This window comes from Planctomyces sp. SH-PL14, from assembly GCF_001610835.1.
Lineage (GTDB): Bacteria > Planctomycetota > Planctomycetia > Planctomycetales > Planctomycetaceae > Planctomyces_A.
This window is the reverse complement of record NZ_CP011270.1, coordinates 7,545,261-7,569,978: the sequence shown is the minus strand read 5'-3', so window position 1 is coordinate 7,569,978 and position 24,718 is coordinate 7,545,261. Positions and strand designations below refer to the sequence as shown.

The following is a 24,718-nucleotide window of genomic DNA, read 5'->3' as shown; positions in this document are numbered from 1 at the left end:
ACTTGGTACAGTTCTGTTTCGGATTCCCGATCCTGTCTGATCCAACCCTCTGCGCTCTCCTCCTCACGTCCTGCCGGCGGCCCCGTTGCGGTCCGAGACAGCGCGGTGGAGGAGGCGATTTGACGAGACGTCCCGGAGTCAAAAATGCCCGTGAAGGTCCGCTGCACCGGATGCGAGACAACGCTCAACGCTCCGGACAAGGCCCGCGGCAAGTCGATCGCCTGCCCCAAATGCGGCACCAAGATCAAGGTCCCGGCTGAGGCGGCCGGCGCGGGCAAGACCAAGAAAAAAGAGGAGAGCGAGGACTTCCTGAACGTCCTCGACAAGATCGACTCGGAGGACAGCCAGCACGAGATCTGCGCCTACTGCGCGACTCCGATGAACGAGGACGATCCCGTCTGCCCCAAGTGCGGCATGAACGCCGAAACGGGGAAGATGGACGCCAAAGCCGCCCGCCGCAAAGGACAGCGGGGCCCCGATCCGTCCAAGTTCTACGGGCTCGTCTGGAAGGAACCGCTCGAGTTCATCAAGGAGAACAAGGGCCTGTACTTCAAGACGGCCGGCTACTGGCTCATTCTGTGGATGATGATCGACGTCAGCTGGCTGATCGGCACCGTCATCGAAGACGTCCCGCTCAAGATCTTCTGGTTCGGCCTCAACTTCCTCAGCCGCTGCGCCTTCTGGGGCTGGTTCGCCTCGCTGGCCATCATGTTCGTCCGCGGCACGCTGACCAAGGACAAGGTCAAGGCGGACCGCATCGACATCGACTTCTTCCAGAGCTCCTACCTCGGGGTGGGGGCGATCATCTGGCCGTGGATCGTGTTCCTGCCCGCCGTCATGCTGGTCATGTTCCTGGGGATCATGACCAGCCTCGACATGTTCGATCCGGACCTGTTCGGGACTCTGGCCGCAGCCGTCTTCGGCGGAGCGGTCCCGATCGCCTACATGGCCTACCCGATCGCCGTCGCGCACCAGGCCTCCAAGTACAGCTACAAGGGCTGGATCGCCTGGGAGCTGCTGCTGCTCTTCGGACGGAACGCCGCGGCGACGATCTACACGAATATCGTGGCGCTTCTCATCACGATCATCCCGCTCGGCGGGGCGGTCGCGCTGTTCTTCGCCTCGCCGAAGTTCGCCGTCCTCGACCGCGACGCCCCGGTCGGCCAGTACATGTTCAAGCTGATCGACTGGGCGGTCGGCATGGCGGGGAACCCCGAGACGCTCGAGTTCTACATCAAGTGGCCGATTTACCTCTTCAGCTGGATGTTCTTCGACGCGGCGTTCCGGCTGATCTTCGCCTTTGTGGCCGCGTTCTCCGCCCTGTACATGGTCAAGGTGTTTGACCTGTTCTCCTACTACAACAGCTCCCGGCTGGGCCTTGTCCCGCAGATGCCGATCAACCAGCCGGCGACGTTCTGGGTGCGATACCTGGCATTCTGGGGGGACCTGTGCCTGGTGCCGCTGGCGAACTTCCTCGTCACCCGAGTCAAAGCGGCCGCGATCCTGGGGCACGTCCTGTTCGCCGGCGCCTTCTACGTGAACTGGCAGTTCGGCCCTGAGGTCGTCAAGACGTTCTACGCCCCGGTCTGGATGGTCTACAACTGGTGGCTGTACTTCGCCGTCCAGGAGTCAAGCGCCACCCGGACGACCGTGGTGAAAGACGCCTTCGGCCTGATCGTCAGCACGGACAAGGACAAGACCATCTCGCTCCAGCAGGCGACGCAACGGTTCTTCGCGTCGCTCGGTTCGGCCCTGATGCTGGGCATTCCGTTCCTGATGTGCGCCTTCCGTCCGGACAAGAAGGCGTTCCAGGACATCGTCACCAAGACCCGCGTCGTCTGGAAGGGCGACAAGTAGCGGCGGGGCGGGGCCACGCGGGACCGATCGGCCGTCGCCAGGCCGGGTCCGCAATCCCCTCCGAACGGCGCAACGAGGAGTGACCTCCACCATGACCCGCAAGGGAATCATCCTGGCCGGCGGCAGCGGGACGCGGCTCTATCCGTCGACGACCGTGGTGAGCAAGCAGCTCCTCCCGGTCTACGACAAGCCGATGATCTACTACCCCCTCTCAACGCTCATGATCGCCGGGATCCGGGAGATCCTGATCATCAGCACGCCGCAGGACCTGCCGCTATTCCGGCGGCTTCTGGGGGACGGGTCCCAGTGGGGACTCTCCTTCTCGTTCGCCGAGCAGCCGCGTCCGGAAGGACTCGCCCAGGCGTTCCTGATCGGAGAGGAGTTCGTCGCGGGGCATCCCTCCTGCCTGATCCTGGGGGACAACATTTTCTTCGGCCACAACATGTCCTCCCAGCTGCAGGCGGCCAGCCAGCAGACGTCGGGCGCGACCGTCTTTGCCTACCACGTCCGCGACCCGGAGCGGTACGGGGTGGTCGAGATCGACACGGACGGCCGGGCGATCAGCATCGAGGAGAAGCCGAAGGAGCCGAAGTCGAACTACGCCGTGACAGGGCTCTACTTCTACGACGAGTCGGTAGTCGAGATCGCGAGACAGATCCGGCCGTCGGATCGGAACGAGCTCGAGATCACGGACGTGAACCGTGCGTACCTGAAGCGGGGAGACCTCCGCGTCGAGTCGTTCGGCCGCGGGGCGGCCTGGCTCGACACCGGCACGCACGAGTCACTCGTCGACGCGACGCTGTTCGTGAGCGTCCTGGAGCAGCGGCAGGGGCTAAAGATCGCCTGCCCGGAGGAGATCGCCTGGCGGATGGGCTATATCTCGGCGGATGACGTCCGCGAACTGGCCAAGCGAATGGGCAGCAGCGGCTACGGGCGGTATCTTCGGGAGCTGGTCGACAACCCGGATGCCTTCCTGTGACGTTCCATGTCCGTTTCCACTGATCGCCCGAAAGCGGTCGTCCTCCTCAGCGGGGGGCTCGACTCGGCGACCGTCCTCGCCATCGCCCGCTCGCAGGGCTTCGAGTGCTTCGCCCTCTCCTTCGACTACGGGCAGCGGCACCGGTTCGAGCTCGACTCGGCCCAGCGCGTGGCCCGGGCGCTCGGCGCGGCGGAGCATCGGACCTGCCAGCTCGACCTGCGGGTCTTCGGCGGCTCGGCGCTGACGGCAGACATCGCCGTTCCGAAGGACCGGTCCGATGAGGAGATGACGGCGGGGGTCCCGATCACATACGTCCCGGCGCGGAACACGATTTTTCTCTCCGTCGCCCTCGGCTGGGCGGAGGTCCTGGGAGCCTTCGATCTTTTTGTGGGGGTCAACGCGGTCGACTACAGCGGCTATCCCGACTGCCGGCCGGAGTTCGTGGCGGCCTTCGAGACTCTCGCCAACCTCGCCACGAAGGCCGGGACCGAGGGGGCCGGGCGATACCAGGTCCATGCTCCGCTGATCCGGATGACGAAGGCGGAGATCATCCGCACCGGCGTCGGCCTGGGGGTCGACTACGGACTGACGCACAGCTGCTACGATCCCGCTCCCGACGGCCATCCCTGCGGACACTGCGACTCCTGCCAGATCCGCATCCAGGGTTTTGCCGCCGCCGGCCTGACCGACCCCGCCTACAATCGGTAGGCCGAGGAGTTTGCGCCGCTGAACTGATGGTCCCTTGAGGAGTTAAACACCAAGACACCAAGGAGGCACCAAGAACACAAAGAGGATCTTGAGAAGGCGGTTCCTTGGTGATCTTCGTGTCACCTTGGTGTCTTGGTGTTTAAAGAAACGGCTCAATGAAGGAGCGAAATGTCCGCTGGTCTGGAGAATGATCCCCGAGATGGCACCCGCCCGGTCCTGATCCTGGGTGCGGGAGTGAACGGAGTCTCCGTCGCCCGCGAGCTGCTGCTCAATGGAGTGCCGGTCGTCGTCGTCGACACGGCCGACATCGCCTTCGGCGCGACCTCCAAGTCCTCCCGGTTGATCCACGGCGGGCTGCGGTATCTCGAATACGGCGACTTTTCCCTGGTGCGGGAGTCGCTCGAAGAGCGCGAGCGGCTCCTCCGGACGGCCCCGCAGTTCGTCCGGCCGCTGCGGCTGCACATTCCGGTCCGGCAGCGGACAGGGGGCTTCCTCGCCTCGGGGATCCGGTTCGTCGGCCTGCAGAAACTCCCGGGGCTTCGCGAGGTCGCCTCCTGGAGCGGCTCGGAGGGGCGGGGCCTCTACACGGTCGAATCGGGACTGCGGTTCTACGACCTTCTCGCCGGCGACAGCTCTCTTCCGGGACGGTCCGCGTCGCCCCTCGGCCCCGGAGTTCCGCCGGTCGATCACCGGCGGTTCCGGTGGATCTGCTCCTATTCCGACTGCCAGATGCTGTATCCCGAGCGATACGTCCTGGCGCTTATCCAGGATTGCGAACGGATTGCCGGGGGGCTCGGGCTGCGGTTCGACCTCCTGACGTATCACCGCGCCATTCGCGACGGCCTTGCCGTCGACATCCAGCCGGTCGACGGGCCGGGGCCGACGCAGCGGATCGCGCCGCTCAGCATCGTCAACGCGACCGGCGCCTGGGGAGATCTGACGCTCGCCGAGCTCCCGATCCCGTCGCCGCGGCTCTTCGGCGGGACCAAGGGGACTCATATCCTCACGGCGCATGCCGGGCTGCGGGAGGCGCTGCGGGGGGACGCGATCTACGCCGAGGCGGCCGACGGTCGGCTGGTGTTCATCCTTCCGCACGGGGAGGGGACGATGATCGGGACGACCGACGATCGGTTCCAGGGGCGTCCCGAGGAGGTGCGGGCCACGCCGGAGGACATTGACTATCTCGTTCGGATGACGAACGAGGTCTTTCCCCAGATCGATCTCACCTCCGCAGATGTCGCGGCGCACTGCTGCGGCGTCCGCCCGCTCCCCTACGCCCCGGCGGGGAAGACGCAGGCGATTCCGCGCGGACACTGGATCGAGACGAACGAGTCGAGCGGGCTGATCGTCGACACCCTCATCGGCGGCAAGCTGACAACCTGCCGTGCCCTGGGCGAAGAGGTGGCCGAGCGAATCCTGAAGCGGATGGACCGGATCTGCGTCTCCCGGACGCGCGACCGGCCGGTCCCGGGGGCGGAATCGTACCCGCGTCAGGAAGCGGATCGCGGTGAGGCCGTTGAAGCGTTCGCCCGCGAGACCGGCTGGGAGGTCGCGGCGGTCCAGGAAGCGGTCGCTCTGCTGGGAGGCGAGGCGTTTTCGATACTGCGGCTGCTCGCCGCGGAGGGGGCCGATCCGGCGGTGCTTCCCGACGTTCCGCTTCCCGCGGCGCTTGTGCGATGGATGATCCGGTCGGAGCACGTCCATTCGCTTCTCGATCTGATTGAGCGGCGGACGATGTTGGCGCTGGAGCCGCGGGCGACGCGGGCGACATTTGAGGCGGTGCTGGGGCTGTGGCGGGAGGCAGGTCAGCCAATCGATGAACCGGTCGTTCGCCGCCGGCTGGTCGACTTCTATGGGCGGCAGGCCTGGTTCTGAGAGCGCGTTGCTTGTTGCAACCGTAAACTTGTGGGACATCTGCAGTCCGCCGCGCCCCCCAACCGGGGTCCAGGGGCTCGCCCCTGGTGGGGAGTGCAGAGGGGCAACGCCCCTTTGCCCGCCGGAGGCCTGGCCGTCGAGAGATGTCTGAAGGAGTGACTGTCCAAACGCGGACGACGAGTCGGATGCCCCCCCTCACCAACCCGCGGGGACTGCAAAGCCAGCGGTGTTGTGTGAGAGAGTCCTCAGCGCTGGTTCCACAAAGCGGACGTCCGTTGTGTACCACGGTTCCTCATGGAAGCGCCTCCGGCGGCAAGGGGGTGAGACCCCCTTGACCCCAGCGGCCGTCGCACAATGGGTTTGAGCTATGAGAATCCGTCCGGCAAGGACGTGGCTCCAGACGATGGAATCAGCCTCGCATTTGGACCGACTATGCCGTTCGGCGAATGCCCGGATCACAGCTCAAAGCGTTGAACTCTCGCTACCAGAGCCAATACGCTTCGGATTCGCGCCGCCAGACGATCGAAGGAAAACAGGACCGACATGAACGTGACCGTCAAGCACGCCCCGCTCACCGACATCTTCGCCGACTGGCTGGTCGTCTTTCTGTTCGAAGGAGGATCGCTTCCCGACAACGTCCGCACTCTCGACGAGCGGCTCGGAGGAGCGATTGCGGCGCTGATCGAACGGGGAGACTTCACCGGCAAGCTCTGTGAATCGGTCGACCTGTTCCACGTTCCGGGGATCGCCGCCAAGCGGGTCTGCCTCATCGGTCTGGGCGAAGCCGCCTCCTTCAATGTCTCCAAGGTCGACCGGGCCGTGATGTCCGCCTGCCGCCGCGTCTCGGTCCGGGCGGCGGTGTCGGCCGCGCTGGCGATTCCCGGCGATCTCGGTGGCGTGGCCCTCGGGACCGCCGTGCAGATCCTCGGCTGGGCCTCGGAAGTCGGATCCGTCGGCCAGGGGCTATACCGGGCGGAGAAGGACCGGCACCGCTTCACGGAGTTTCAGATCGTCGTCGCCTCCCCGGACCACCTCGCAGAGTGGCAATCGCAGGCGAGCCGCGGTCAGATCCTCGGCGAGGCGACGAACCTCACGCGGGAACTGGTCAACATGGCGCCCGCCGACATGTACCCGGAGACCTTCGCGGCCCGCGCCGAGGCGGTCGCCAAGGAAGTCGGCCTCGAGTGCGAGGTCTTCGACGAGTCACGGCTCCGCGCGGAGCGGATGCTCTCGCTGATGGCGGTCGGGCAGGGGAGCGTGCGCCCGCCGCGGGTCGTCCTGCTTCGCTATCAAGGAGCGGCGCCGGACGCCCCCTATGTGAGTCTGATCGGCAAGGGAGTGACGTTCGACAGCGGCGGACTCTCGCTCAAGCCGACCGAGGGGATGAAGACGATGAAAGCCGACATGGCGGGGGCCGCGACGGTCCTCGGAGCGATGTCGGCCATCGCCCGCCTCAAGCTGCCGGTCAACATTCTCGGGGCGGTGGGCCTCGTTGAGAATATGGTCAGCGGCGCCTCCTACAAGCTGGGGGACATCCTCAAGGCCCGCAACGGCGTCACGATCGAAGTCCTCAACACCGACGCCGAAGGGCGGCTCGTCCTGGCCGACGTGCTTTCGTATGTCGCCGACCAGAAGGTCGCCAAGATGATCGACCTGGCGACGCTGACGGGCGCCTGCGTGGTGGCCCTGGGAGAAGAAGTCGCCGGGGCGTTCACAAACGATCAGCCGTGGTGCGATGAGGTCCTGGCAGCGGCGAAGCGGGCGGGCGAAGACGTCTGGCAGCTGCCGATGTTCGATTCCTTCGCGGACCAGCTCCGGTGCGAAGTCGCCGACGTCAAGAACGTCGGCACCCGCTGGGGCGGTGCGATCACCGCCGCGAAGTTCCTGGAGAAGTTCGTGAGCGGAATCCCCTGGGTCCACCTCGACATCGCCGGCCCGGCGTTCAGCGAAGCCCAGAAGCCGCACCGCGATGGCGGGGCTTCCGGGGCCATGGTGCGGACGCTGGTCGAGATCTTTTCCGTATAGCACGGACTCCGTGTAGCACGGACAAAGAGGCCAACGCTGCCGCTCAGCGGACGTCGTAGTCGAACGCCGCTGGCGTCCCCGGCTCCACCTTGACCGCCAGGGTGCTGGTGGGACCGAACTTGGCCAAAGCCGGACTCCCCGCATTGGCGGGGACCATCTCTCCTTCCTTGGGCGGGGGAACCTCCTCGGTCAGGGTCACCTGGTATTCCGCAGGGTAGATCTTTTCGACCGTGTACTTCCCCGAGGCATCCGTCTTCGCACTGGCGTAACGGGCATTCGCGGGCAAGCCCGCGGACGTTGCGACGAAGCCGACAACGACGTTCGGATAGGGCTTCCCCTTCTGCTTGATCGTCCCGCTGACCGACGACGGGCTGGGGAGCGATGGCCCTCCAGAACAGCCGAAGGCCAGCAGAGAAACGAGGCTCACGAGAGCGGAAGACCGACGGAATACCGACATGGAGCAACCTGCGCCGGGAGGGGAGTGCAGCCTGAGGGCACAACTCTCCCGCCCATGAAAGCGGGCGGGAGCGGGAACGGAGAGAACAACGGACTGCCACATCGGACTGGAGGAGATATCAAAGCCCGACAAACGGCAGCCGCATCGACGATGCGAACTCGGAGGACGACCACGTCGATCAGAAGTCGACGGCCACGGTCTCGTTTCCGAGCGGAGTTCCCCCCGCCACCCAGACGTTTCCTGCGATCGAGTCGCTGGCAAAGCGGACGGCCCCGTCGAACATCAGGGTATGAACACCCCCGACGTGATAGCTGCGGACGGTCCCCCAGTTGTGAGTCGTCAGGTAGGTGGGGGTCGAGCTGTTCGGCGTTGCCGCCGCCATCACCGAAAACTCCGTACTGCCGTAGTTCGGGAGGAACCAGCTCTGGCCGTAGGGATGCGCCACCGGCAGGGCTCCGGGCATTCCGGCGGCAAACTCGGAAAACGCAATCGTGTTCGAGGTCCCGTCCTTGATCATCGCCAACACCATCTGCGGTTCGAGAGGCGAAGCGGTGTCCCGGTTCAGCACTCCCCACCGCCCCGCAAAAGCGCCGTTGGTCGTGCGGCTGCCGTGAAGCCCGCACAGTCCGTAGCCGTGGGCTGTCCCCGCCGCCGGATAGTTATGAGGGGCAAAGTTGTTGGCGTCCGGAGCCGGGGGGATTGAGCTGGGGCAGATGAAGCCTGGAATGCGCGCCTGCGTGATCGGGACATTGTTGGGATGTCCGGCGCGAACACCGAAGTCGACTTTGTTGTAGAGCGACGTCTGATCCATGTAGGGGAGGAGCATCGTATGGATCGTGTGCCCCATCTCCCTGGGATTCGCCATGTCGTATCCGTCCGTGACACAGCAGCAGCTTGGACCGGAGAAGTGATTAACCCCGCGCGGAATGACTCCGCCAGTCACTTCCATATAGCTCGCGAGGGCAATCCCGATCTGCTTGAGATTGTTCCGGCACTGGCTGGCCCGGGCCGCTTCGCGGGCCTGCTGGACCGCCGGGAGAAGAATGGCCACGAGAACCGCGATGATCGCGATGACGACAAGCAGTTCGATGAGGGTGAATCCCCGACGTCGGCGCATGACGCTCCCTTGAAATGGATAGACACTCCTGAACCGTCACCAAGATGGATCCGGCGGAGCCCCGAGACACAGGAAAGAACAGATTGGTCTTGACGTGCAAAAGCGAGCCAACGCAACAGTCATGCCGGATGTACCGGGCCGCAGACGAAGGCGAAGCGGAAGGGAATTTTGCAAGATGTTCATCAACGGCAGGCCGGGACTTGGATGACGCGATTGGGGCCGCCGGCCTCATTCCCGGTCACATTTGCTCACGGATCGCGCAGACAGCGGCGGCGGCTGAAGGATCACGTTCGGAACGCGAGGAACTCGGCAACGCCCGGAATCCCGAAGACCCTCGATCTTCCAACCGGGATCCACGACAGTCTGCGCAACGGTCCGGATCGATCGGAGTCTCATCCGGATTTGCCCGTTCTTTCGCCCATGTTGAGACACAGTCATGCGCTCGTTCCCCCGGGGTCTACTCCTAGTCGCGATGGTCTGGGGAGGCTTCCTGGCCGCCGTGGGACGGGCTGAAGAGGCGAAGGGTTTTCCGGGGACGCCGTCGACCTGGAACGGCTTCGCGCGATACGACTTTGAAGTTCAAGGGAAGCCCGTCCTCGTCGTCGCGCCGACAACGGCCGCGGCAGGGCGCCCGTGGGTCTGGCATGGGGAGTTCTTCGGCCACAAGCCGGCTCCCGATATCGCCCTTCTCAAGGAAGGCTTCCACGTCGTCTACCTGAAAGTCCCCGACATGCTCGGGAGCCCCAAGGCGGTCGGGCACTGGAACGATTGCTACGCGGAAATGACGACGAAGTACGGACTCGCCCCCAAGGTCGCGCTCGTCGGTCTCAGCCGCGGCGGGCTCTACTGCTACAACTGGGCGATCGCGAATCCGGACAAGGTCGCCTGCATCTATGCCGATGCGCCGGTGTGCGACTTCAAGAGCTGGCCGGGCGGCAAGGGGAAGGGCCCCGGAAGTCCCCGCGACTGGAAGCTGGTGCTGGAACAGTGGGGCTTTCGCGATGACGCGGAGGCGGTGGCCTACAAGGGAAATCCCGTCGACAATCTGAAGCCGCTCGCCGAGGCGAAAGTGCCGCTCCTGCACGTCTTCGGCGATGCCGACGAAGTCGTCCCGTGGGAAGAAAACACGGGGCTCGTGGCGGAGCGATACAAGGCGCTCGGCGGATCGATCGAGCTGATCCGCAAGCCCGGGGTGAAACATCATCCGCACGGGCTGGAAGACTCGACGCCGATCGTCGAGTTCATCAGGAAGCACTCGGCAGGTGGAGGGAAGGACTAGGGACTAGAGACGAGGGTCTAGGGAAAAAACAGACATGCGAGTTGAGCCCTCTCCAGTCCCTCGTCCTCCCCTCAGATCCCCCCGCCATCGTTGAACTCGTGCTGGAACTGCTGGTTCATCTCAAGAGCCGGCGAGGCGACTTCCGGGCGACCGACGATTCGGGCGGGGACGCCGGCAACGGTTCGGTGCGGCGGGACGGGGTCGAGAACGACGCTTCCGGCGCCGATCTTCGCTCCTTCGCCGATGACGATGTTTCCGAGGACCTTTGCCCCCGCCCCGATCAGGACGCCGCTGCGGATCTTGGGGTGCCGGTCGCCCGTCTCCTTTCCGGTGCCGCCAAGCGTAACCTCGTGGAGAATCGAGACGTTGTCGTCGATCACGGCCGTCTCACCGATCACGATCCCCGTCCCGTGATCGAGGAGGATACCCTGGCCGATCCGCGCCGCGGGGTGAATGTCGACACCGAAGACTTCGGACACGCGGCTCTGCACGTAGGTCGCCAGCGACCGCGCGCCGGACGTCCACAGGTGGTGCGCGACCCGGTACGATTCAAGAGCGAGAAAGCCCTTGAAGTAGAGGAACGGCACCGAGAATTCCCGCGCGGCGGGATCGCGCTCCCGGACCGCCCGCAGGTCGGCCCGGATCGCCTCGCCGATCGATTCCTCGACGAACGCCTCGTCGATCATCTCACGGATCGACATCTCCTGGAGCGTCGCGGCGGAGAGCTTGTTGGCGAGATGAAAGCTGAGGGCCTGTTCGAGCCGGTCGTGCTTGAGGACCGTGGCGTGCAGGAAACTCGCCAGCATCGGCGTCCGCTGGACCTCGGCGGCAACTTCGGTGCGAATGCTCGACCAGACCGCATCGTCGTCGGCCCGGACCAGAGGATAGGACACGCGAACCCTCCTTTGCGGCATGGTCATAGGGAATCTTCCTCGGCTTGCCGGTGTCGTCCGTGTTCAATGGGACACCGGGTCTCTGCTTGCGGCTCGGCGGGAGCCTCGCCCTCCCGAGGTCCGCACTTCGTCGGGTTCGCCTCCACTCAGCCGGTAAGCCCTTCGAAGAGCGGCGTCGAGAGATACCGCTCTCCCAGGCTGGGAAGGATCGTCACGATCCGCTTCCCCTTGAACTCCGGCCGGGCCGCGACCCTGGCGGCGGCACAGACGTGGGCGCCGCTGCTGATCCCGACCATCAGCCCTTCGAGACGGGCCAGCTTGCGGGCCCACTCGAAGGCTTCCTCGTTCGTCACGGTGATGACCTCGTCGACGAGCGAGGTATCCAGGTTCTTCGGAACGAAACCGGCCCCGATCCCCTGGATCTTGTGCGGCCCGGGCTGACCGCCGCTGAGGACCGGCGAGTGGACCGGCTCGACGGCGAATGCCTGGAATCGCGGATTGAACTTCCGGATGTACCGCGTCACGCCGGTGATCGTCCCTCCCGTTCCGACCCCGGTCACGATGGCGTCGATGTTGTGGCCGGTGTCCTCCCAGATCTCGGGACCGGTCGTCGCCTCGTGGATCGCGGGATTGGCCGGGTTGTCGAACTGCTGCGGCATCCAGGCGTCGCGGTTCGCGGAGACGAGGTCCTGCGCCCGGGCGATCGCCCCCCGCATCCCTTCGGCGGCGGGGGTCAGGACGATCTCGGCGCCGAGCCCCCGCAGGAGAGCCCGGCGTTCGACCGACATCGACTCCGGCATCGTCAGCGTCAGGCGGTACCCCTTGGCCGCGCAGACGAAGGCGAGGGCGATCCCGGTGTTGCCGCTCGTCGGCTCGATGATGTGCGTTCCCGGGCCGACTTTCCCCTCCCGCTCGCCGGCCGCGATCATCGCGGCGCCGATCCGGTCCTTGACGCTGTTGAGCGGCTGGAAGAACTCGCACTTGGCGAAGACAGCGGCGTGCTCCGCCGGGATGACCTTGTTGAGCCGAACCATCGGTGTGTCGCCGATCGTGTCGGTCACGGTGTCGAACGTCCGTCCGCGGGGCATGAAAGAAATCCTGTCCGGGCTGAAGACTGAAAACTGACGACTGACCACTCAGTGCTAGATGCCGTCGCCGGCACACAGTTCGAGCGAGAACACTTCGGTGTCTTGAACGGGCTCGCGGGTGACGATGTCGGCGAGCGTGGCGTTGTCGAGGTGCTGATTGATGAAGTTTCGAATCTCGAGGAGGATCCGCCGGAACCGGCAGAGCCGGGCCTGGGAACAGGGCTGGTGGTTCGTCACCGAGAGACAGCCGACCGGCTCGACGGCGCCGTCGAAGTGGCGGACGACCTGCCCCATCGTGAGCTTCTCCGGCGCCTGGGCGAGGACGAAGCCGCCGTGGCGGCCGGGGGTGCTCTCGACCCATCCCTGGTGCCGCATGTCCGCCATGATCTGCTCGAGGAACTTGCGCGGGACGTCGTTCTCCCGGGCCAGGAGCGACATCGATGTCGGTCCCTGGCCGTACCGCTCCGTGAGGGCGACCAGAACACGGAGCGCGTAGTCGGCCCGCCGGGAGAGTTTCACTGGTTAACCCGCATCGGAGTCCGACAACACGCCTCGCGCAGTGCCCGGATGGCTTCGGACGATTCCGGAAGTAAGCTGGCGGTCGGCACGGGGCGGACTCCTTGTGCGAGTGCCAAGAACGAGGGTCAGCGGAACCGGATCCGGCGGATGGCATCGGCCAGGTGGTCGATCTCCGCCCTGGTGTTGTAGAACGCGAGCGACGGCCGGACGGTCGCTTCCAGGCCGAACCGCCGGAGCGACGGCTGCGAGCAATGGTGTCCCGCCCGGACCGCAATCCCTTCGAGATCGAGGGCTCGCCCGACCTCCTCGACGCGGCGGTTCGCCAGGACGAAGGAGAGGACTCCCACCTTCTCCCGGGCGGTGCCGACGAGCCGCAGCCCGTCGATCTCCGAGAGCTTGTGCGTCCCGTATTCAAGGAGCTCGTGCTCGTACTTGGCGATGTTCGGCAGCCCGAGACGGGAGACGTAGTCGAGGGCCGCTCCCAACCCCACGGCGTCGGCGATGTTCGGCGTCCCGGCTTCGAACTTGGCTGGCGGGTCGGAGAAGGTCGTCTCCTCGAACGTCACGTTGCGGATCATGTTCCCCCCACCCTGCCAGGGGGGCATGAGTTCCTGGACCTCCGGCTTGGCGTAGACCGCCCCGATGCCGGTGGGACCGAAGATCTTGTGGCCGGAGAAGACGAAGAAGTCGCAGTCGAGCTGCTGGACGTTGACCGGGATGTGCGAGACCGTCTGGGCGCCGTCGATCAGGACCCGGGCCCCGTAACGCTTCGCGAGCGGGATCATCTCGGCGATCGGGAGGATCGTTCCGAGGCTGTTCGAGGCGTGGGAGAGCGTGACGATCTTGGTTCGCGGTCCGAGGAGCGCCTGGTACTCCTCCATCTTGATTTCGCCCCGATCGTTGACCGGGATAACGCGGAGGACCGCCCCCTTCTCCCGCGCGACCGCCTGCCAGGGGACGATGTTGGCGTGGTGCTCCAGCGTCGAAAGGACGATCTCGTCCCCCGGCTGGAGGAACTTGCGGCCGTACGTCTGGGCGACGAGGTTGATCCCTTCCGTCGTCCCGCGGACGAAGATGATCTCCTTGGGGGAGGCGGCTCCCAGGAATTTTTGCACCTTCTCCCGCGCCCCTTCGTAGGCGTCGGTCGCCCGGGCGGCGAGCGAGTGGGCGGCGCGATGAATGTTTGAGTTGTCGTTCCTGTAAAAGTGCGAGATCGCGTCGATGACGCTGTTGGGCTTCTGCGTCGTGGCCGCGTTGTCGAGCCAGACGAGCGGCTTGCCATGGATCCGCTGGTTCAGGATCGGGAAGTCGCGGCGGACCGCATCAACATCCAGCGGGCGAGACGGTCCCGGAGGGGCAGTCCGGGAGAGGAGCCGCTGCAGAAACCCGTTGTCATCGGGTCCGCTGCACAGGCCGCTCGTCCCGCGATGGTCCGTCGACTGGACCCGCTTCACGAACTCCCGCAGTCCGTCCTGCTGGCCGGCGCCCGAGTGCGAGAACCCCGAATGCCCAGTTCCGCCGAAGCCGGACCACGGCGCCGCGCTCCCCGAGTGGCCCGAAGGCGAGAACGGGAAGCTCGTCGGAGAAGAGATGGTCTGCACACTCGAAGGCTGTGCCGGCAGAGGACCAACCTGCGGCAGCGACGGCGCCGTCGGGACCGCGGGAGGGCCTTCGAACGACGGCGTGCCCGCCGGCAGGCTCGATGCGGGATCGGGACCGGAGTGCGGGTTCGCGTTGTAGAGCCGGGTGGCGATCTGGGCGACCAGGTCCGGGGTGATCTCGTTCATGGGCTTGCGCCGGTTCTCAGGCCATCGGGGAAGACGAGGATATCAGGAGTCGGGGGGCTCACTTCGCCTTCTGCCGCTTGTTCTCGTAGTCGTGGTAGTAACCGACCTCGACGTTCTCCAGGACGCCCAGTGCATCGTCCGTCAGCACCGCGCACGAGCTGTAAAGCGTCAGCAGGTACGACGCGACTCCCAGGCTGTCGAGGCCCATCAGACGCGCCGACAGGCTCGGCATGATCTCACCCGGGATCCCCGCTTGGTGCAGGCCGACAACACCCTGGTCCGCTTCGCCCACCCGCAGGAGGACAATGCTCGTCGTCCCGAACCACTGGTTCGACTGGTAACGGCTCTTCATCTCCAGCTTGTCGCACGGGACCAGCGGGACACCACGCCACATGATCACCGGCGTGCCGAACAGGTTCATCGTCACCGGCGGGACCCCCCGCCATGTGCACTCCCGCTCGAACGCCGCGATCGCCTTCGGATGCGCCAGGAAGAACGCCGGCTTCTTCCACACCAGGGCCAGAAGATCATCCAGATCGTCCGGCGTCGGAGCCCCGTACCGGGTGCTGATTCTCATGGCCGGGTCGACCGAGTGGATCAGGCCGAACTTCTTGTTGTTGACCAGCTCCCACTCCTGACGCTCCTTGATCCCTTCGATCGTCAGACGCATCTGCTCTTCGAGCTGGTTGTACGGGCCGTTGTACAGGTCCGACACCCGCGTATGGACCCGCACCACCGTCTGGATCGCCGAGAGCGAGTACTCCCGAGGATGCGCCGAGTAGTCGACGAACGTCTCCGGGATTTCGACGTTCTCCGCGAACCCCGACACGAGGTCGATATTCCGCTCCCCGTACCGGTTCACCGTCGAACGCAGTTCTTCATGCTCCGTGACGGCCCGGGAGAACTCGGACGCCTGATTCGGGCTCTCCTTCAGCGCCGCGTCGAGGTCCTTCCGGGAGAGCGTCAGCAGGATGCAGGGGGTGATGGTCCGCACCGTGACATCCGACGGACGGTCCGCCACGAGGTCCGACTCACCGAAGTATTCGCCGTCGGTCAGCAGCGCCAGCCGGAGGTCGCTCCCGTGGACCCCCTTGCTCAGGACTTCCACCTGCCCCTGGGCGATGATGAAGAACTTGTTCCCGTCCTCCCCTTCGACAACGAGCTTGTTCCCCAGCGACACCTCTTCCGTCTTGAAGCGGCTCGCCATCCGGGTCGTGATCGCCGTCGAGAGCCCCGAGAACAGCGGAACGCTCCGCAGCGCCTCCGGGTTGAAGGTGACGACTTCCTGCGAGACGTCGATCTCGATCCGCTGGGCCTTCGTCAGCTCGACCTTCGTCCGGTTGACCCGGTAGGTCCCCCCTTCGACCTGCACCCACGGCAGCAGGCTCAAGAGCCACCGCGGGGTGATCGACATCATCTTCGGAGCGGTCTTCGTCGTGTTCGCCAGATTCCGGGCGACCGACGTCGTGACGCTACGCTGCAACAAATTGTCCGACATGGTGAGACTCGAGGGAGACGTTGACTGAAGGGGGAGGGGACCGATCCGAAGCCCCAGTGCGGTTTGGCGGCGAGAAGTCCCTCGCTGGCGCTTCGGGCTGGTGTTTTCAAAGTGAAACCGGGCTCAGATTCCGAGGCCGTTTTCGAAGCCGCGGTGCTCGCGGAGTTCGTAGTCGTGGTAGTAACCGACCTCGACGTTCTCCAGGACGCCCAGTGCATCGTCCGTCAGCACCGCGCACGAGCTGTAAAGCGTCAGCAGGTACGACGCGACTCCCAGGCTGTCGAGGCCCATCAGACGCGCCGACAGGCTCGGCATGATCTCACCCGGGATCCCCGCTTGGTGCAGGCCGACAACACCCTGGTCCGCTTCGCCCACCCGCAGGAGGACAATGCTCGTCGTCCCGAACCACTGGTTCGACTGGTAACGGCTCTTCATCTCCAGCTTGTCGCACGGGACCAGCGGGACACCACGCCACATGATCACCGGCGTGCCGAACAGGTTCATCGTCACCGGCGGGACCCCCCGCCATGTGCACTCCCGCTCGAACGCCGCGATCGCCTTCGGATGCGCCAGGAAGAACGCCGGCTTCTTCCACACCAGGGCCAGAAGATCATCCAGATCGTCCGGCGTCGGAGCCCCGTACCGGGTGCTGATTCTCATGGCCGGGTCGACCGAGTGGATCAGGCCGAACTTCTTGTTGTTGACCAGCTCCCACTCCTGACGCTCCTTGATCCCTTCGATCGTCAGACGCATCTGCTCTTCGAGCTGGTTGTACGGGCCGTTGTACAGGTCCGACACCCGCGTATGGACCCGCACCACCGTCTGGATCGCCGAGAGCGAGTACTCCCGAGGATGCGCCGAGTAGTCGACGAACGTCTCCGGGATTTCGACGTTCTCCGCGAACCCCGACACGAGGTCGATGTTCCGTTCTCCGTACCGGTTCACCGTCGAACGGAGCTCTTCATGCTCCGTGACCGCCCGGGAGAACTCGGACGCCTGGTTCGGGCTCTCCTTCAGCGCCGCGTCGAGGTCCTTCCGCGAGAGCGTCAGCAGGATGCAGGGGGTGATGGTCCGGACCGTCACATCGGAGGGACGGTCCGCCACGAGGTCCGACTCGCCGAAGTATTCGCCGTCGGTCAGGAGCGCCAGCCGGAGGTCGCTCCCGTGGACCCCCTTGCTCAGGACTTCCACCTGCCCCTGGGCGATGATGAAGAACTTGTTCCCGTCCTCCCCTTCGACAACGAGCTTGTTCCCCAGCGACACCTCTTCCGTCTTGAAGCGGCTCGCCATCCGGGTCGTGATCGCCGTCGAGAGCCCCGAGAACAGCGGAACGCTCCGCAGCGCCTCCGGGTTGAAGGTGACGACTTCCTGCGAGACGTCGATCTCGATCCGCTGCGCCTTCGTCAGCTCGACCTTCGTCCGGTTGACCCGGTACGTCCCCCCTTCGACCTGCACCCACGGCAGCAGGCTTAAGAGCCACCGCGGGGTGATCGACATCATCTTCGGAGCGGTCTTCGTCGTGTTCGCCAGGTTCCGGGCGACCGACGTCGTGACGCTACGCTGCAACAAATTGTCCGACATTCGCGGTGGACTCTCTTCAATGCGAGTTCAGGGCGGCTTGAGCAACAGCGGCGTTCTTAGAGGCGGCAGGCCGCGGCGTCCGAGGAGGACTCATCGCGGATCTGATTCCACGGCATCCGGGCCAGGATCAGCGCCATGCCGCAGGTGTCGGTCACCCCGGCGAAGACCAGACCCGCTCCGACAAAGGCCGAGATCCCGATCCAGTACGGATGGACGAGCCATGACAGAACCACCCCCAGCAGGACGAGCGAGCCGGCCGCGATCCGCACCTGCCGCTCCAGCGAGATCGCCTTCTTGCCGCGGACAACCGGAAGCCCCGCCTTCTCCCAGGCGAGCGTTCCTCCTTCGACATTGATCACGTTCGTGAACCCGCGCGACGCCAGTTCGTCGCGGGCTTTCGCTCCCCGCGCCCCCGACTGACAGATCACATAGAGCCGACGGGTCCGGTCCCCGTCAGCGATCGTCTCCAGCCGGTCCAGCGGAACGTTCCGGGCCGGGGTCGCGTGCAGGCCGCGAAACTCGACCGGCGTGCGGACATCGATCAGCTCCGCCCCCGGGCCACTGCGGAGTGCATCCGCCACCTCCGCCGGCGAGATCGTCGAAACGCTCATGACTGTCCTCCCGACTTCGAAAGCCTCGGCCTCGTGCAAAATGAATGTACACAGAATAGGTATTTATTGAAAGCGAAGGAAGCGAATCTTCGTCCGGCAGTCGGCTCTCCTGTAAGAGGTGCGTCGCATCTGATGAAACCCCAACGCTTTAAATCCCCGACTCGATTGACGGTCACCGACGATCGACTCACTGGTGGGCGATGCGGACCTTCTCCGTTCGGTCGATCTGAACAACCTTTCCGTCCTGCACGATCAGCAGCACTTGGCCATAGCGGATGCCCCGAAGCGCTTCGAGGAGCAGGTGTTCGATCTCCGGACTGAGCGGCTCAGCCGTCTCCGTCGGCCGCAGCCGCCGATGCGCCGAGGGCGGCGACGACGAGGGAACCGCGGAGGGGGACGGCGGCGACGATGCGGTCGGGTGAGCGGACGGGGAAGGATCGCGATGGGTCATGTCATTCGTCTCCCACGTCGAACGGGGGCAAGGTAATCGGGGCCGCGGGGAGCAGGTCCCGGTCGAGAGCCGGCGAGGTGAGCCCTTCGAACAGCTCGGTCGAGAGGTAGCGTTCGGAAGCATCGGGAAAGACCGTGACGATCAGCTTCCCGGCGAACGCGGGCCGCGCCGCGACCCGCAGGGCCACGGCCATGGCGGCGCCGGAGCTGATGCCGCAGGGGATTCCCTCCTCCCGCGTGATCCGCCGCGCCATTGTGATCGCGTCGTCGTCGGTGACACGCTGGACCTCGTCGATGACCGACTGATCGAGCAGCGGGGGGATGAACCCCGCCCCGATCCCCTGGATCTTGTGCCGCCCCGGATTGCCGCCCGACAGGACCGGACTGGAGGCGGGCTCCACCGCAATGATGTAGACGTTCTTCCGCCGCTCGCGCTTGAGATACCGACCGACGCCGGTGATCGTCCCGCCGGTCCCGACGCCGGCGACGAAGACGTCCACGGTCCCGTCGGTGTCGTTCCAGATCTCGGGTCCGGTCGTTTCGAAATGGATCTGCGGGTTGGCCGGGTTCTCGAACTGCCGGGGCATGTACCACCCCGGCTGCTCCGCAAGCTCCTCCGCGCGAATCAACGAGCCCCGCATCCCTTCGTCGGCGGGAGTCAGGACCAGTTCCGCGCCGAAGCTCCGGAGCATGGCGCGGCGTTCGAGCGACATCGTCTCGGGCATCGTCAGCGTCAGCGGATAGCCGCGGGCCGCGCAGGCGAATGCCAGGGCAATCCCCGTGTTGCCGCTCGTCGCTTCGACGACGTGCGAACCGGGGCGGAGCAATCCCTGACACTCCGCGTTCAGGATCATCGCCGCGCCGATCCGGCACTTCACGCTGAAGGCGGGATTCCGCCCTTCAATCTTGGCGGCGACGCGCGCGGCGGTCTCGCCGAGTCCCGACGTCAGGCGGTTGATCGCGACCAGCGGCGTCTGGCCGATGGTGCCGAGGTTGTCGTGGTGGATACGCATGGCTGTGCGTTGAGCGTTGAGGGGCGGGGCATGTTGAGCGATCGAGAAGCGGCTCCCGAGCGCTCAACCTTCGATTCCTGACGCTCGACTCCTCCTAAATCGCATAGTCCGGCAGGAAGACCCGCATGCTCTTGGGGGCGACGAAGACCGCCATTCCGGCGGCGAGCTTCATTTCCCGCGTCCGATCGTGGCTGACGTCGACGTGGATCGGCAGGTCGAACTCCTCTGCCTGGAGCTGCACGCGGGCCATCGATCCCATCGGGTTGATGTGGATGATCGTCGCCCGCAGGTTCCGCTGGGCGAACGGAGTCGTGTCGATGTCGAGTTCATGGGGCCGGACATAGACCTTGGCGTCCCGCGACTCGCTGTTCTGATACTCGGGATACGCGAAATGCAGGCCGCTGCCGATGACCGCCTGGCCGTTTTCGACGCGGCCGTGGAACACGTTGACCTGCCCCAGGAAGTCCATGACGAACGGGTTGGCGGGATGTTCGAAGACCTGCTGCGGCGAGCCCGCCTGTTCGATCCGGCCGCCGTGCATCACGACAACCTGGTCGGCGACTTCGAACGCCTCCTCCTGGTCGTGCGTCACGAAGACGCTCGTGAGGTGGATCTCGTCATGCAGGCGGCGGAGCCACTGCCGCAGCTCCTGGCGGACCTTCGCATCGAGAGCCCCGAACGGCTCGTCGAGAAGGAGAACCTTGGGCTGCACCGCGAGGGCCCGGGCGAGCGCGACCCGCTGCCGCTGCCCACCCGAGAGCTGGCTCGGGTAGCGGTTCTCCATCCCGGCCAGCCGGACCAGGCGGAGCAGCTCCAGCACCGACGCCTTGATGACGTCCTTCTTGACCTTCCGGATCTCCATCCCGAAGGCGATGTTCTGGAAGACCGTCATGTGACGGAACAGGGCGTAGTGCTGGAACACGAACCCGACGTTCCGCTCCCGCGGCGGCAGCTCGGTGACGTCCTCGCCGTGGTGGCGGATCTCTCCCTCATCGGCGGTTTCGAGCCCGGCGATGATCCGCAGCAGGGTCGTCTTGCCCGATCCCGAGGGGCCGAGCAGGGCGGTCAGCTCGCCGTTGGGGATCTCCAGCGAGACATTGTCGAGGGCGACGAAGTTGCCGAACCGCTTGGTGACGTTCTTGACTGAAATGCTCATGACAGCTCCGGTTGTCCGGTGACGAGTCGACTGTTCGAAAAGGGGGGATGCCACGACTCAGTGCGAGGTGGCCGCGTGCTCCGCCTTGACTTCCTGAACCTGCTGGCTGGTCTTGTGCTCAAGCCAGATGCGGAGCAGGAGGGTCACGATCGAGAGCATCGTCAGGAGGGAGGCAAGGGCGTAGGACGCAGGCAAGGGCTGTTCCTGAAACAGCTTTTCCACGCGGAGCGGAATGGTGTCGGTCTTTCCCGAGATGCCGCCGGAGACGACCTTGGCCGCTCCGTATTCCCCCATCGCCCGGGCGTTGCAGAGGATGATGCCGAACAGGAGCCCCCACTTGATGTTGGGGACCGTCACCCGCCAGAACGTCTGCCAGCCGTTCGCCCCCAGGCTGACGGCGGCGATCTCCTCGTCGGAACCGATCGCCTCCATGATCGGGATCAGCTCTCGGGCCACGAACGGCATCGTGACAAAGGCGGTCACGAGAACGAGCCCGGGCCAGGCGAAGACAAGCTGAATGCCATGCCCCTTGAGCCACGGACCGAGGAAGCCCTGCATCCCGAACAGGAGCATGAACATCAGGCCGGCCACGACGGGCGAGATCGCGAACGGCAGGTCGATGAGCGAGGTGAGCAGCGTCCGGCCAGGGAAGCGGAAGCGGGTCAGGAGCCACGCCGCCGCCACGCCGAAGATCACGTTCAGGACCACGGCAATGGGGGCCACGGTGAGCGTGAGGAAGATCGAGTGCCGCGTGTCGGGATCGGCGGTGAGGGCCTTCCAGTAAGCCGCCACGCCGTTCGAAAACGCGATGTAGAACACCTGGTAAACGGGGAGGACGATCAGGAGGCCGACGACGAAGTAGGTCAGTCCGATCAGGCCCCAGCGGACCCAGACGGGATCCTGCTGGGCCTGCTTGAACGAGACGATCGGTCCCGCGTTGTGCGCCGCGGCCGGTGACTTGCCCGGGCCGGCGGCGGGTGTCGCCTGGGGCGCGGTGGAGGTTTCAGAGGGCATGGCGCTGGCTCCATCGTTCGAGGGTGTTGATGACCAGCAGCAGGCCGAGCGAAATCACGAGGAGGACGACGGCGATCGCGGTCGCCTCGGCGTACGCGAACTCCTCCAGCTTGGCGACGATCAGGACCGGGGCGATTTCCGTCTTGAACGGCTTGTTCCCCGAGACGAAGACGACCGAACCGTACTCGCCGATCGCCCGGGCGAAGGTCAGCGTGAAGCCGGTCAGCAGGGCGGGGTAGAGAGCGGGGAGGATCACGCGGGTGAAGGTCGTCCAGCGGGTCGCTCCGAGGCAGGTCGCCGCCTCCTCGAGCTCGGCGTCGAGGCTCTCGAGGACCGGCTGGACCGTCCGGACGACGAACGGCAGCCCGATGAAGATCAGGACGAGGATGATCCCGAGCTGGGAGTACGCCCCTTCGATCCCCCAGGGAACGAGGTGCTTTCCGAGCCAGCCGTTCTTCGCATAGAGGGTCGAATAGACGAGGCCGGCAACGGAGGTCGGGAGGGCGAAGGGGAGGTCGACGAGGGCGTCGATGATCCGCTTGCCGAAGAACTCGTACCGGACCAGCACCCAGGCGAGCAGCATCCCCAGGGCGGTGTCGACGGTGGCGGCGGCAAACGAGGTGCTGAACGTGACCATGTAGGCCGCCCGCGTCCGGGGGGTCCAGACGGCCGCCAGGAACTTCTCGGGGGTCAGCTCGAACACCTTGGCGGCGCAGGCCAGCATCGGCAGCGCCAGAAGGAACGTGAGCCAGAGCAGCGTGATGCCGAAGCTCAAGGAAAAGCCCGGCAGGACCGAGCGTGTGCGGGACATTTCGAAAGGGCCTCCCGTTTTCGGGTCAGCGGACGTGACGACACAGTGGATGGCGACGGATCGGATATCGGAACGGCGGGGAGGATGGAAGCGAACAGCGGTCCGCTTCCATCCCCGCTCGTTCAGACTAGAACGCCGAAGCCACGGGGGCCTCGTTCCCCCCCTGGTTCCGCGTCACGAGGGCGGCCACGATGTCGATCGGGGTGTCCTCATCGATGAACCGGACCGCGCCGTCCCCGAACAGGACATTGAGACCGGAGTTGTGGAACGCGAACGGCTGGCTGGTCCCTTCCGTTCCGTAGGTCGGATAGCCGGTCATGCTGTAGCTCTCGTCCGCGACGTCATCGCCGTTGGTCCGGTTCAGGTACAGGCCGGGGATCTGGTTCCCCGTCTTGTTCGAACCGGCGAAGAGGATGTCGCTGGCGGGCCGGCACCAGCCGCCGCCGTTGACGTGGTGCTGGCTGATGAGGGCGCCGACCTGCTTCGGACCCCGCTGGTAGACGTACGGCCGGCCGCCCGATTCCCAGACGGCGATCGTGTTGGACGTCCCGTCGACCACGTCCTCGAACCGCAGCGCCGAATTCTTGGGGAGCATCCCGTTCGTCGACGCGGTGGCGTTCGTCGTGAACTGCGGGCTGGGGAACAGCAGCGGACGGAGCGGAGCCCCCATGGTGGCGGCCGTGGCCGGGAAGGTCGTGTTGTTGAGCCGCGGATCGATGCCGAGCGAAGCGCCGTAGTCGCCGACCGAGACGATGCCGGTGAACGTTCCACCGGGCGCCCAGTTCCCCGGGGTCAGGTCCGGAGCGAAGTCGAGCTGGTTGTTGTGCTTCGGCGACGAGGGGCACTCGTAGACGCCGATCCGCTTGTTGACGATTTCCCGGTTGAGCGGATCGCTCCAGTTCACGGAGGTGTCGTACTTGTCGTAGAGGACCTTCTGGTCGACGAACGGCAGAATGGCGGTGAACACGCCGATGCGGACCGTCGCCGCTTCCGGCGGGCGGCCGCCGCTGGGGAGCTTCTTCTTGACGTCGTAGAAGTTGTGAACGGCGATCCCGATCTGCTTGAGGTTGTTCGAGCAGGAGGAGCGGCGGGCCGCTTCGCGGGCCTGCTGGACCGCCGGGAGCAGGATGGCGACGAGCGTGGCGATGATCGCGATCACGACCAACAGCTCAATGAGGGTGAAGCCTTGACGCTGGCCCCGGAATGACCGGCTCGGCCTGGACGCATTCGAACGCTGCATGACGAGAGACTCCTGAGACGAAGCGGGACTGAGAGAAGACGGCCCAAAGCGGGCGCACTCGAACCGGGCGGCGGACATTCAGCGACAACAACGGCACATGGCACATCCCCCTTCTGTCGCAAAGCATCCCGCCGTGGCGCCGGCCTGTTTCGAGCAGGCGAAGGAGACACCCTTCGCGAAACGGATCACTTCTTGATCTCGATCGGCGGGATCGTGACCGGCGAATCCTTCACGGAGACCTTGATGGGCGAGGTCTCCGGGCTGTCGTAAGGCTTGGGGACCACGTTCGGCCCCGTCCCCCCTTCGATCGGCTTGTAGTACTCGACCGTGCCGACGTACTCGCCCGCCGGAACCCCCTTGGGCTCGTCGTAGATGGCGACGGCAAAAGTGCCGTCGGACTTCGTCGTGCCGACCGCGATCCGGTCCGCCGGGAGCGGATGCCCCTGCGGATGGAGGATGACGCGGGCACCGACCACCTTCTCCCCCCCGTAGGTCAGCGTCCCCGTGACCGGAATGACGGGGACCGTCGTCTCCGGGGCTTCGCCGCAGCCGGCGAGCATCCAGGGAGCCGCGAGGGCGAATGCGAACGGCGCGATTGCCGTCCGCCCAAACTGACCGAGTCCGAACATGGCGCGAAAACCTTCTGCGAGACAAGAAGAAACGAAAACACTGACCCGAACCCACAACCGACGCAGCGCACCGCGACAGCAGAGCGGAAGCCCGACTCCCTTCGTCACCGCGCGGGACTTCGACGCGCGGC

At 65.5% G+C, this 24,718-nt stretch carries 22 protein-coding genes; 6 read left to right on the top strand and 16 right to left on the bottom strand.

The genetic code is table 11. The annotated features are described in order from the left end of the window. The first annotated feature begins 144 nt into the window (after nucleotides 1-144). The 5 genes from VT03_RS29175 to VT03_RS29155 all read left to right on the top strand — a co-directional run bounded on the left by VT03_RS29175 (nucleotide 145) and on the right by VT03_RS29155 (nucleotide 7,444). Nucleotides 145-1,857: an RDD family protein gene (locus VT03_RS29175; protein ID WP_075096260.1), complete on the top strand. Its 1,713-nt coding sequence runs from the start codon at nucleotides 145-147 to the stop codon at nucleotides 1,855-1,857. 91 nt (nucleotides 1,858-1,948) lie between these two features. After that, nucleotides 1,949-2,836 (top strand): glucose-1-phosphate thymidylyltransferase RfbA, encoded by an 888-nt coding sequence (gene rfbA, locus VT03_RS29170; protein WP_075096259.1) that lies wholly within the window; start codon nucleotides 1,949-1,951, stop codon nucleotides 2,834-2,836. A 6-nt stretch (nucleotides 2,837-2,842) separates the two neighbouring features. Beyond that, entirely contained in the window at nucleotides 2,843-3,544 is a 702-nt protein-coding gene (gene queC / locus VT03_RS29165; protein ID WP_075096258.1) for a 7-cyano-7-deazaguanine synthase QueC, read from the top strand. A 168-nt stretch (nucleotides 3,545-3,712) separates the two neighbouring features. Further along, nucleotides 3,713-5,419: a glycerol-3-phosphate dehydrogenase/oxidase gene (locus VT03_RS29160; protein WP_075096257.1), complete on the top strand. Its 1,707-nt coding sequence runs from the start codon at nucleotides 3,713-3,715 to the stop codon at nucleotides 5,417-5,419. A 543-nt stretch (nucleotides 5,420-5,962) separates the two neighbouring features. Continuing rightward, nucleotides 5,963-7,444: a leucyl aminopeptidase gene (locus VT03_RS29155; protein WP_075096256.1), complete on the top strand. Its 1,482-nt coding sequence runs from the start codon at nucleotides 5,963-5,965 to the stop codon at nucleotides 7,442-7,444. A 43-nt stretch (nucleotides 7,445-7,487) separates the two neighbouring features. Here the strand turns inward: VT03_RS29155 and VT03_RS29150 are convergent, their stop codons facing one another. Together VT03_RS29150 and VT03_RS29145 are read right to left on the bottom strand one after the other, a co-directional pair. Then, entirely contained in the window at nucleotides 7,488-7,901 is a 414-nt protein-coding gene (locus tag VT03_RS29150) for a hypothetical protein (RefSeq protein WP_075096255.1), read from the bottom strand. 178 nt (nucleotides 7,902-8,079) lie between these two features. Further along, nucleotides 8,080-9,018 (bottom strand): DUF1559 domain-containing protein, encoded by a 939-nt coding sequence (locus VT03_RS29145; protein ID WP_075096254.1) that lies wholly within the window; start codon nucleotides 9,016-9,018, stop codon nucleotides 8,080-8,082. 436 nt (nucleotides 9,019-9,454) lie between these two features. Here VT03_RS29145 and VT03_RS29140 point away from each other — a divergent pair, with 436 nt between their 5' ends. Then, nucleotides 9,455-10,297, top strand: coding sequence for an alpha/beta hydrolase family protein (locus VT03_RS29140; RefSeq protein WP_082846627.1), 843 nt, complete (start codon nucleotides 9,455-9,457; stop codon nucleotides 10,295-10,297). Between the two features lie 71 nt (nucleotides 10,298-10,368). On the opposite strand, the gene cysE is transcribed toward VT03_RS29140, so the two are convergent. The 14 genes from cysE to VT03_RS29070 all read right to left on the bottom strand — a co-directional run bounded on the left by cysE (nucleotide 10,369) and on the right by VT03_RS29070 (nucleotide 24,587). Further along, nucleotides 10,369-11,211: a serine O-acetyltransferase gene (gene cysE, locus VT03_RS29135; protein WP_156515000.1), complete on the bottom strand. Its 843-nt coding sequence runs from the start codon at nucleotides 11,209-11,211 to the stop codon at nucleotides 10,369-10,371. Nucleotides 11,212-11,336: 125 nt separating this feature from the next. Then, nucleotides 11,337-12,278 (bottom strand): cysteine synthase A, encoded by a 942-nt coding sequence (gene cysK / locus VT03_RS29130; RefSeq protein ID WP_075096253.1) that lies wholly within the window; start codon nucleotides 12,276-12,278, stop codon nucleotides 11,337-11,339. 54 nt (nucleotides 12,279-12,332) lie between these two features. Then, complete coding sequence (locus tag VT03_RS29125) at nucleotides 12,333-12,797, bottom strand: RrF2 family transcriptional regulator (RefSeq protein WP_075096252.1); 465 nt, start codon at nucleotides 12,795-12,797, stop codon at nucleotides 12,333-12,335. 125 nt (nucleotides 12,798-12,922) lie between these two features. After that, nucleotides 12,923-14,584, bottom strand: coding sequence for a cysteine desulfurase (locus VT03_RS29120; protein ID WP_075096251.1), 1,662 nt, complete (start codon nucleotides 14,582-14,584; stop codon nucleotides 12,923-12,925). Between the two features lie 58 nt (nucleotides 14,585-14,642). Beyond that, nucleotides 14,643-16,082, bottom strand: coding sequence for a family 2B encapsulin nanocompartment shell protein (locus VT03_RS29115; RefSeq protein ID WP_075096250.1), 1,440 nt, complete (start codon nucleotides 16,080-16,082; stop codon nucleotides 14,643-14,645). Nucleotides 16,083-16,205: 123 nt separating this feature from the next. Further along, nucleotides 16,206-17,663, bottom strand: a complete 1,458-nt coding sequence (locus tag VT03_RS29110) for a family 2B encapsulin nanocompartment shell protein (RefSeq protein ID WP_075096249.1) — start codon at nucleotides 17,661-17,663, stop codon at nucleotides 16,206-16,208. A gap of 56 nt (nucleotides 17,664-17,719) precedes the next feature. After that, on the bottom strand, nucleotides 17,720-18,274 hold the full coding sequence (locus VT03_RS29105; protein ID WP_075096248.1) for a rhodanese-like domain-containing protein: 555 nt from the start codon (nucleotides 18,272-18,274) through the stop codon (nucleotides 17,720-17,722). A 187-nt stretch (nucleotides 18,275-18,461) separates the two neighbouring features. Beyond that, nucleotides 18,462-18,725, bottom strand: coding sequence for a YezD family protein (locus VT03_RS32985; protein ID WP_156514834.1), 264 nt, complete (start codon nucleotides 18,723-18,725; stop codon nucleotides 18,462-18,464). A 1-nt stretch (nucleotide 18,726) separates the two neighbouring features. Next, complete coding sequence (gene cysK, locus VT03_RS29095; protein WP_082846624.1) at nucleotides 18,727-19,737, bottom strand: cysteine synthase A; 1,011 nt, start codon at nucleotides 19,735-19,737, stop codon at nucleotides 18,727-18,729. A gap of 94 nt (nucleotides 19,738-19,831) precedes the next feature. Beyond that, complete coding sequence (locus tag VT03_RS29090) at nucleotides 19,832-20,893, bottom strand: sulfate/molybdate ABC transporter ATP-binding protein (RefSeq protein ID WP_075096247.1); 1,062 nt, start codon at nucleotides 20,891-20,893, stop codon at nucleotides 19,832-19,834. A gap of 57 nt (nucleotides 20,894-20,950) precedes the next feature. Continuing rightward, the gene (gene cysW / locus VT03_RS29085) at nucleotides 20,951-21,907 is read right to left on the bottom strand and encodes a sulfate ABC transporter permease subunit CysW (protein WP_082846623.1); all 957 of its coding nucleotides are present in this window, start codon (nucleotides 21,905-21,907) and stop codon (nucleotides 20,951-20,953) included. Continuing rightward, a complete protein-coding gene (cysT, locus tag VT03_RS29080) occupies nucleotides 21,897-22,718 on the bottom strand; it encodes a sulfate ABC transporter permease subunit CysT (protein WP_075096246.1) in 822 nt (273 codons plus the stop codon). Before cysT ends, cysW begins: the two co-directional genes overlap by 11 nt. A gap of 127 nt (nucleotides 22,719-22,845) precedes the next feature. Continuing rightward, a complete protein-coding gene (locus VT03_RS29075) occupies nucleotides 22,846-23,958 on the bottom strand; it encodes a DUF1559 domain-containing protein (protein ID WP_075096245.1) in 1,113 nt (370 codons plus the stop codon). A 185-nt stretch (nucleotides 23,959-24,143) separates the two neighbouring features. Further along, complete coding sequence (locus tag VT03_RS29070; protein WP_075096244.1) at nucleotides 24,144-24,587, bottom strand: hypothetical protein; 444 nt, start codon at nucleotides 24,585-24,587, stop codon at nucleotides 24,144-24,146. Between the last annotated feature and the right edge of the window lie 131 nt (nucleotides 24,588-24,718).

Bases quoted from the DNA above. Each gene is read 5' to 3' on its own strand.
- cysT (WP_075096246.1), bottom strand. From the start codon at position 22,718: ATGTCCCGCACACGCTCGGTCCTGCCGGGCTTTTCCTTGAGCTTCGGC.
- VT03_RS29110 (WP_075096249.1), bottom strand. From the start codon at position 17,663: ATGTCGGACAATTTGTTGCAGCGTAGCGTCACGACGTCGGTCGCCCGG.
- VT03_RS29175 (WP_075096260.1), top strand. From the start codon at position 145: ATGCCCGTGAAGGTCCGCTGCACCGGATGCGAGACAACGCTCAACGCT.
- queC (WP_075096258.1), top strand. From the start codon at position 2,843: ATGTCCGTTTCCACTGATCGCCCGAAAGCGGTCGTCCTCCTCAGCGGG.
- VT03_RS29075 (WP_075096245.1), bottom strand. From the start codon at position 23,958: ATGCAGCGTTCGAATGCGTCCAGGCCGAGCCGGTCATTCCGGGGCCAG.
- VT03_RS29150 (WP_075096255.1), bottom strand. From the start codon at position 7,901: ATGTCGGTATTCCGTCGGTCTTCCGCTCTCGTGAGCCTCGTTTCTCTG.
- VT03_RS29105 (WP_075096248.1), bottom strand. From the start codon at position 18,274: ATGAGCGTTTCGACGATCTCGCCGGCGGAGGTGGCGGATGCACTCCGC.
- VT03_RS29090 (WP_075096247.1), bottom strand. From the start codon at position 20,893: ATGAGCATTTCAGTCAAGAACGTCACCAAGCGGTTCGGCAACTTCGTC.
- cysE (WP_156515000.1), bottom strand. From the start codon at position 11,211: ATGCCGCAAAGGAGGGTTCGCGTGTCCTATCCTCTGGTCCGGGCCGAC.
- VT03_RS32985 (WP_156514834.1), bottom strand. From the start codon at position 18,725: ATGACCCATCGCGATCCTTCCCCGTCCGCTCACCCGACCGCATCGTCG.
- rfbA (WP_075096259.1), top strand. From the start codon at position 1,949: ATGACCCGCAAGGGAATCATCCTGGCCGGCGGCAGCGGGACGCGGCTC.
- cysK (WP_075096253.1), bottom strand. From the start codon at position 12,278: ATGCCCCGCGGACGGACGTTCGACACCGTGACCGACACGATCGGCGAC.
- VT03_RS29115 (WP_075096250.1), bottom strand. From the start codon at position 16,082: ATGTCGGACAATTTGTTGCAGCGTAGCGTCACGACGTCGGTCGCCCGG.
- cysK (WP_082846624.1), bottom strand. From the start codon at position 19,737: ATGCGTATCCACCACGACAACCTCGGCACCATCGGCCAGACGCCGCTG.
- VT03_RS29140 (WP_082846627.1), top strand. From the start codon at position 9,455: ATGCGCTCGTTCCCCCGGGGTCTACTCCTAGTCGCGATGGTCTGGGGA.
- VT03_RS29145 (WP_075096254.1), bottom strand. From the start codon at position 9,018: ATGCGCCGACGTCGGGGATTCACCCTCATCGAACTGCTTGTCGTCATC.
- VT03_RS29070 (WP_075096244.1), bottom strand. From the start codon at position 24,587: ATGTTCGGACTCGGTCAGTTTGGGCGGACGGCAATCGCGCCGTTCGCA.
- VT03_RS29160 (WP_075096257.1), top strand. From the start codon at position 3,713: ATGTCCGCTGGTCTGGAGAATGATCCCCGAGATGGCACCCGCCCGGTC.
- VT03_RS29155 (WP_075096256.1), top strand. From the start codon at position 5,963: ATGAACGTGACCGTCAAGCACGCCCCGCTCACCGACATCTTCGCCGAC.
- VT03_RS29120 (WP_075096251.1), bottom strand. From the start codon at position 14,584: ATGAACGAGATCACCCCGGACCTGGTCGCCCAGATCGCCACCCGGCTC.
- cysW (WP_082846623.1), bottom strand. From the start codon at position 21,907: ATGCCCTCTGAAACCTCCACCGCGCCCCAGGCGACACCCGCCGCCGGC.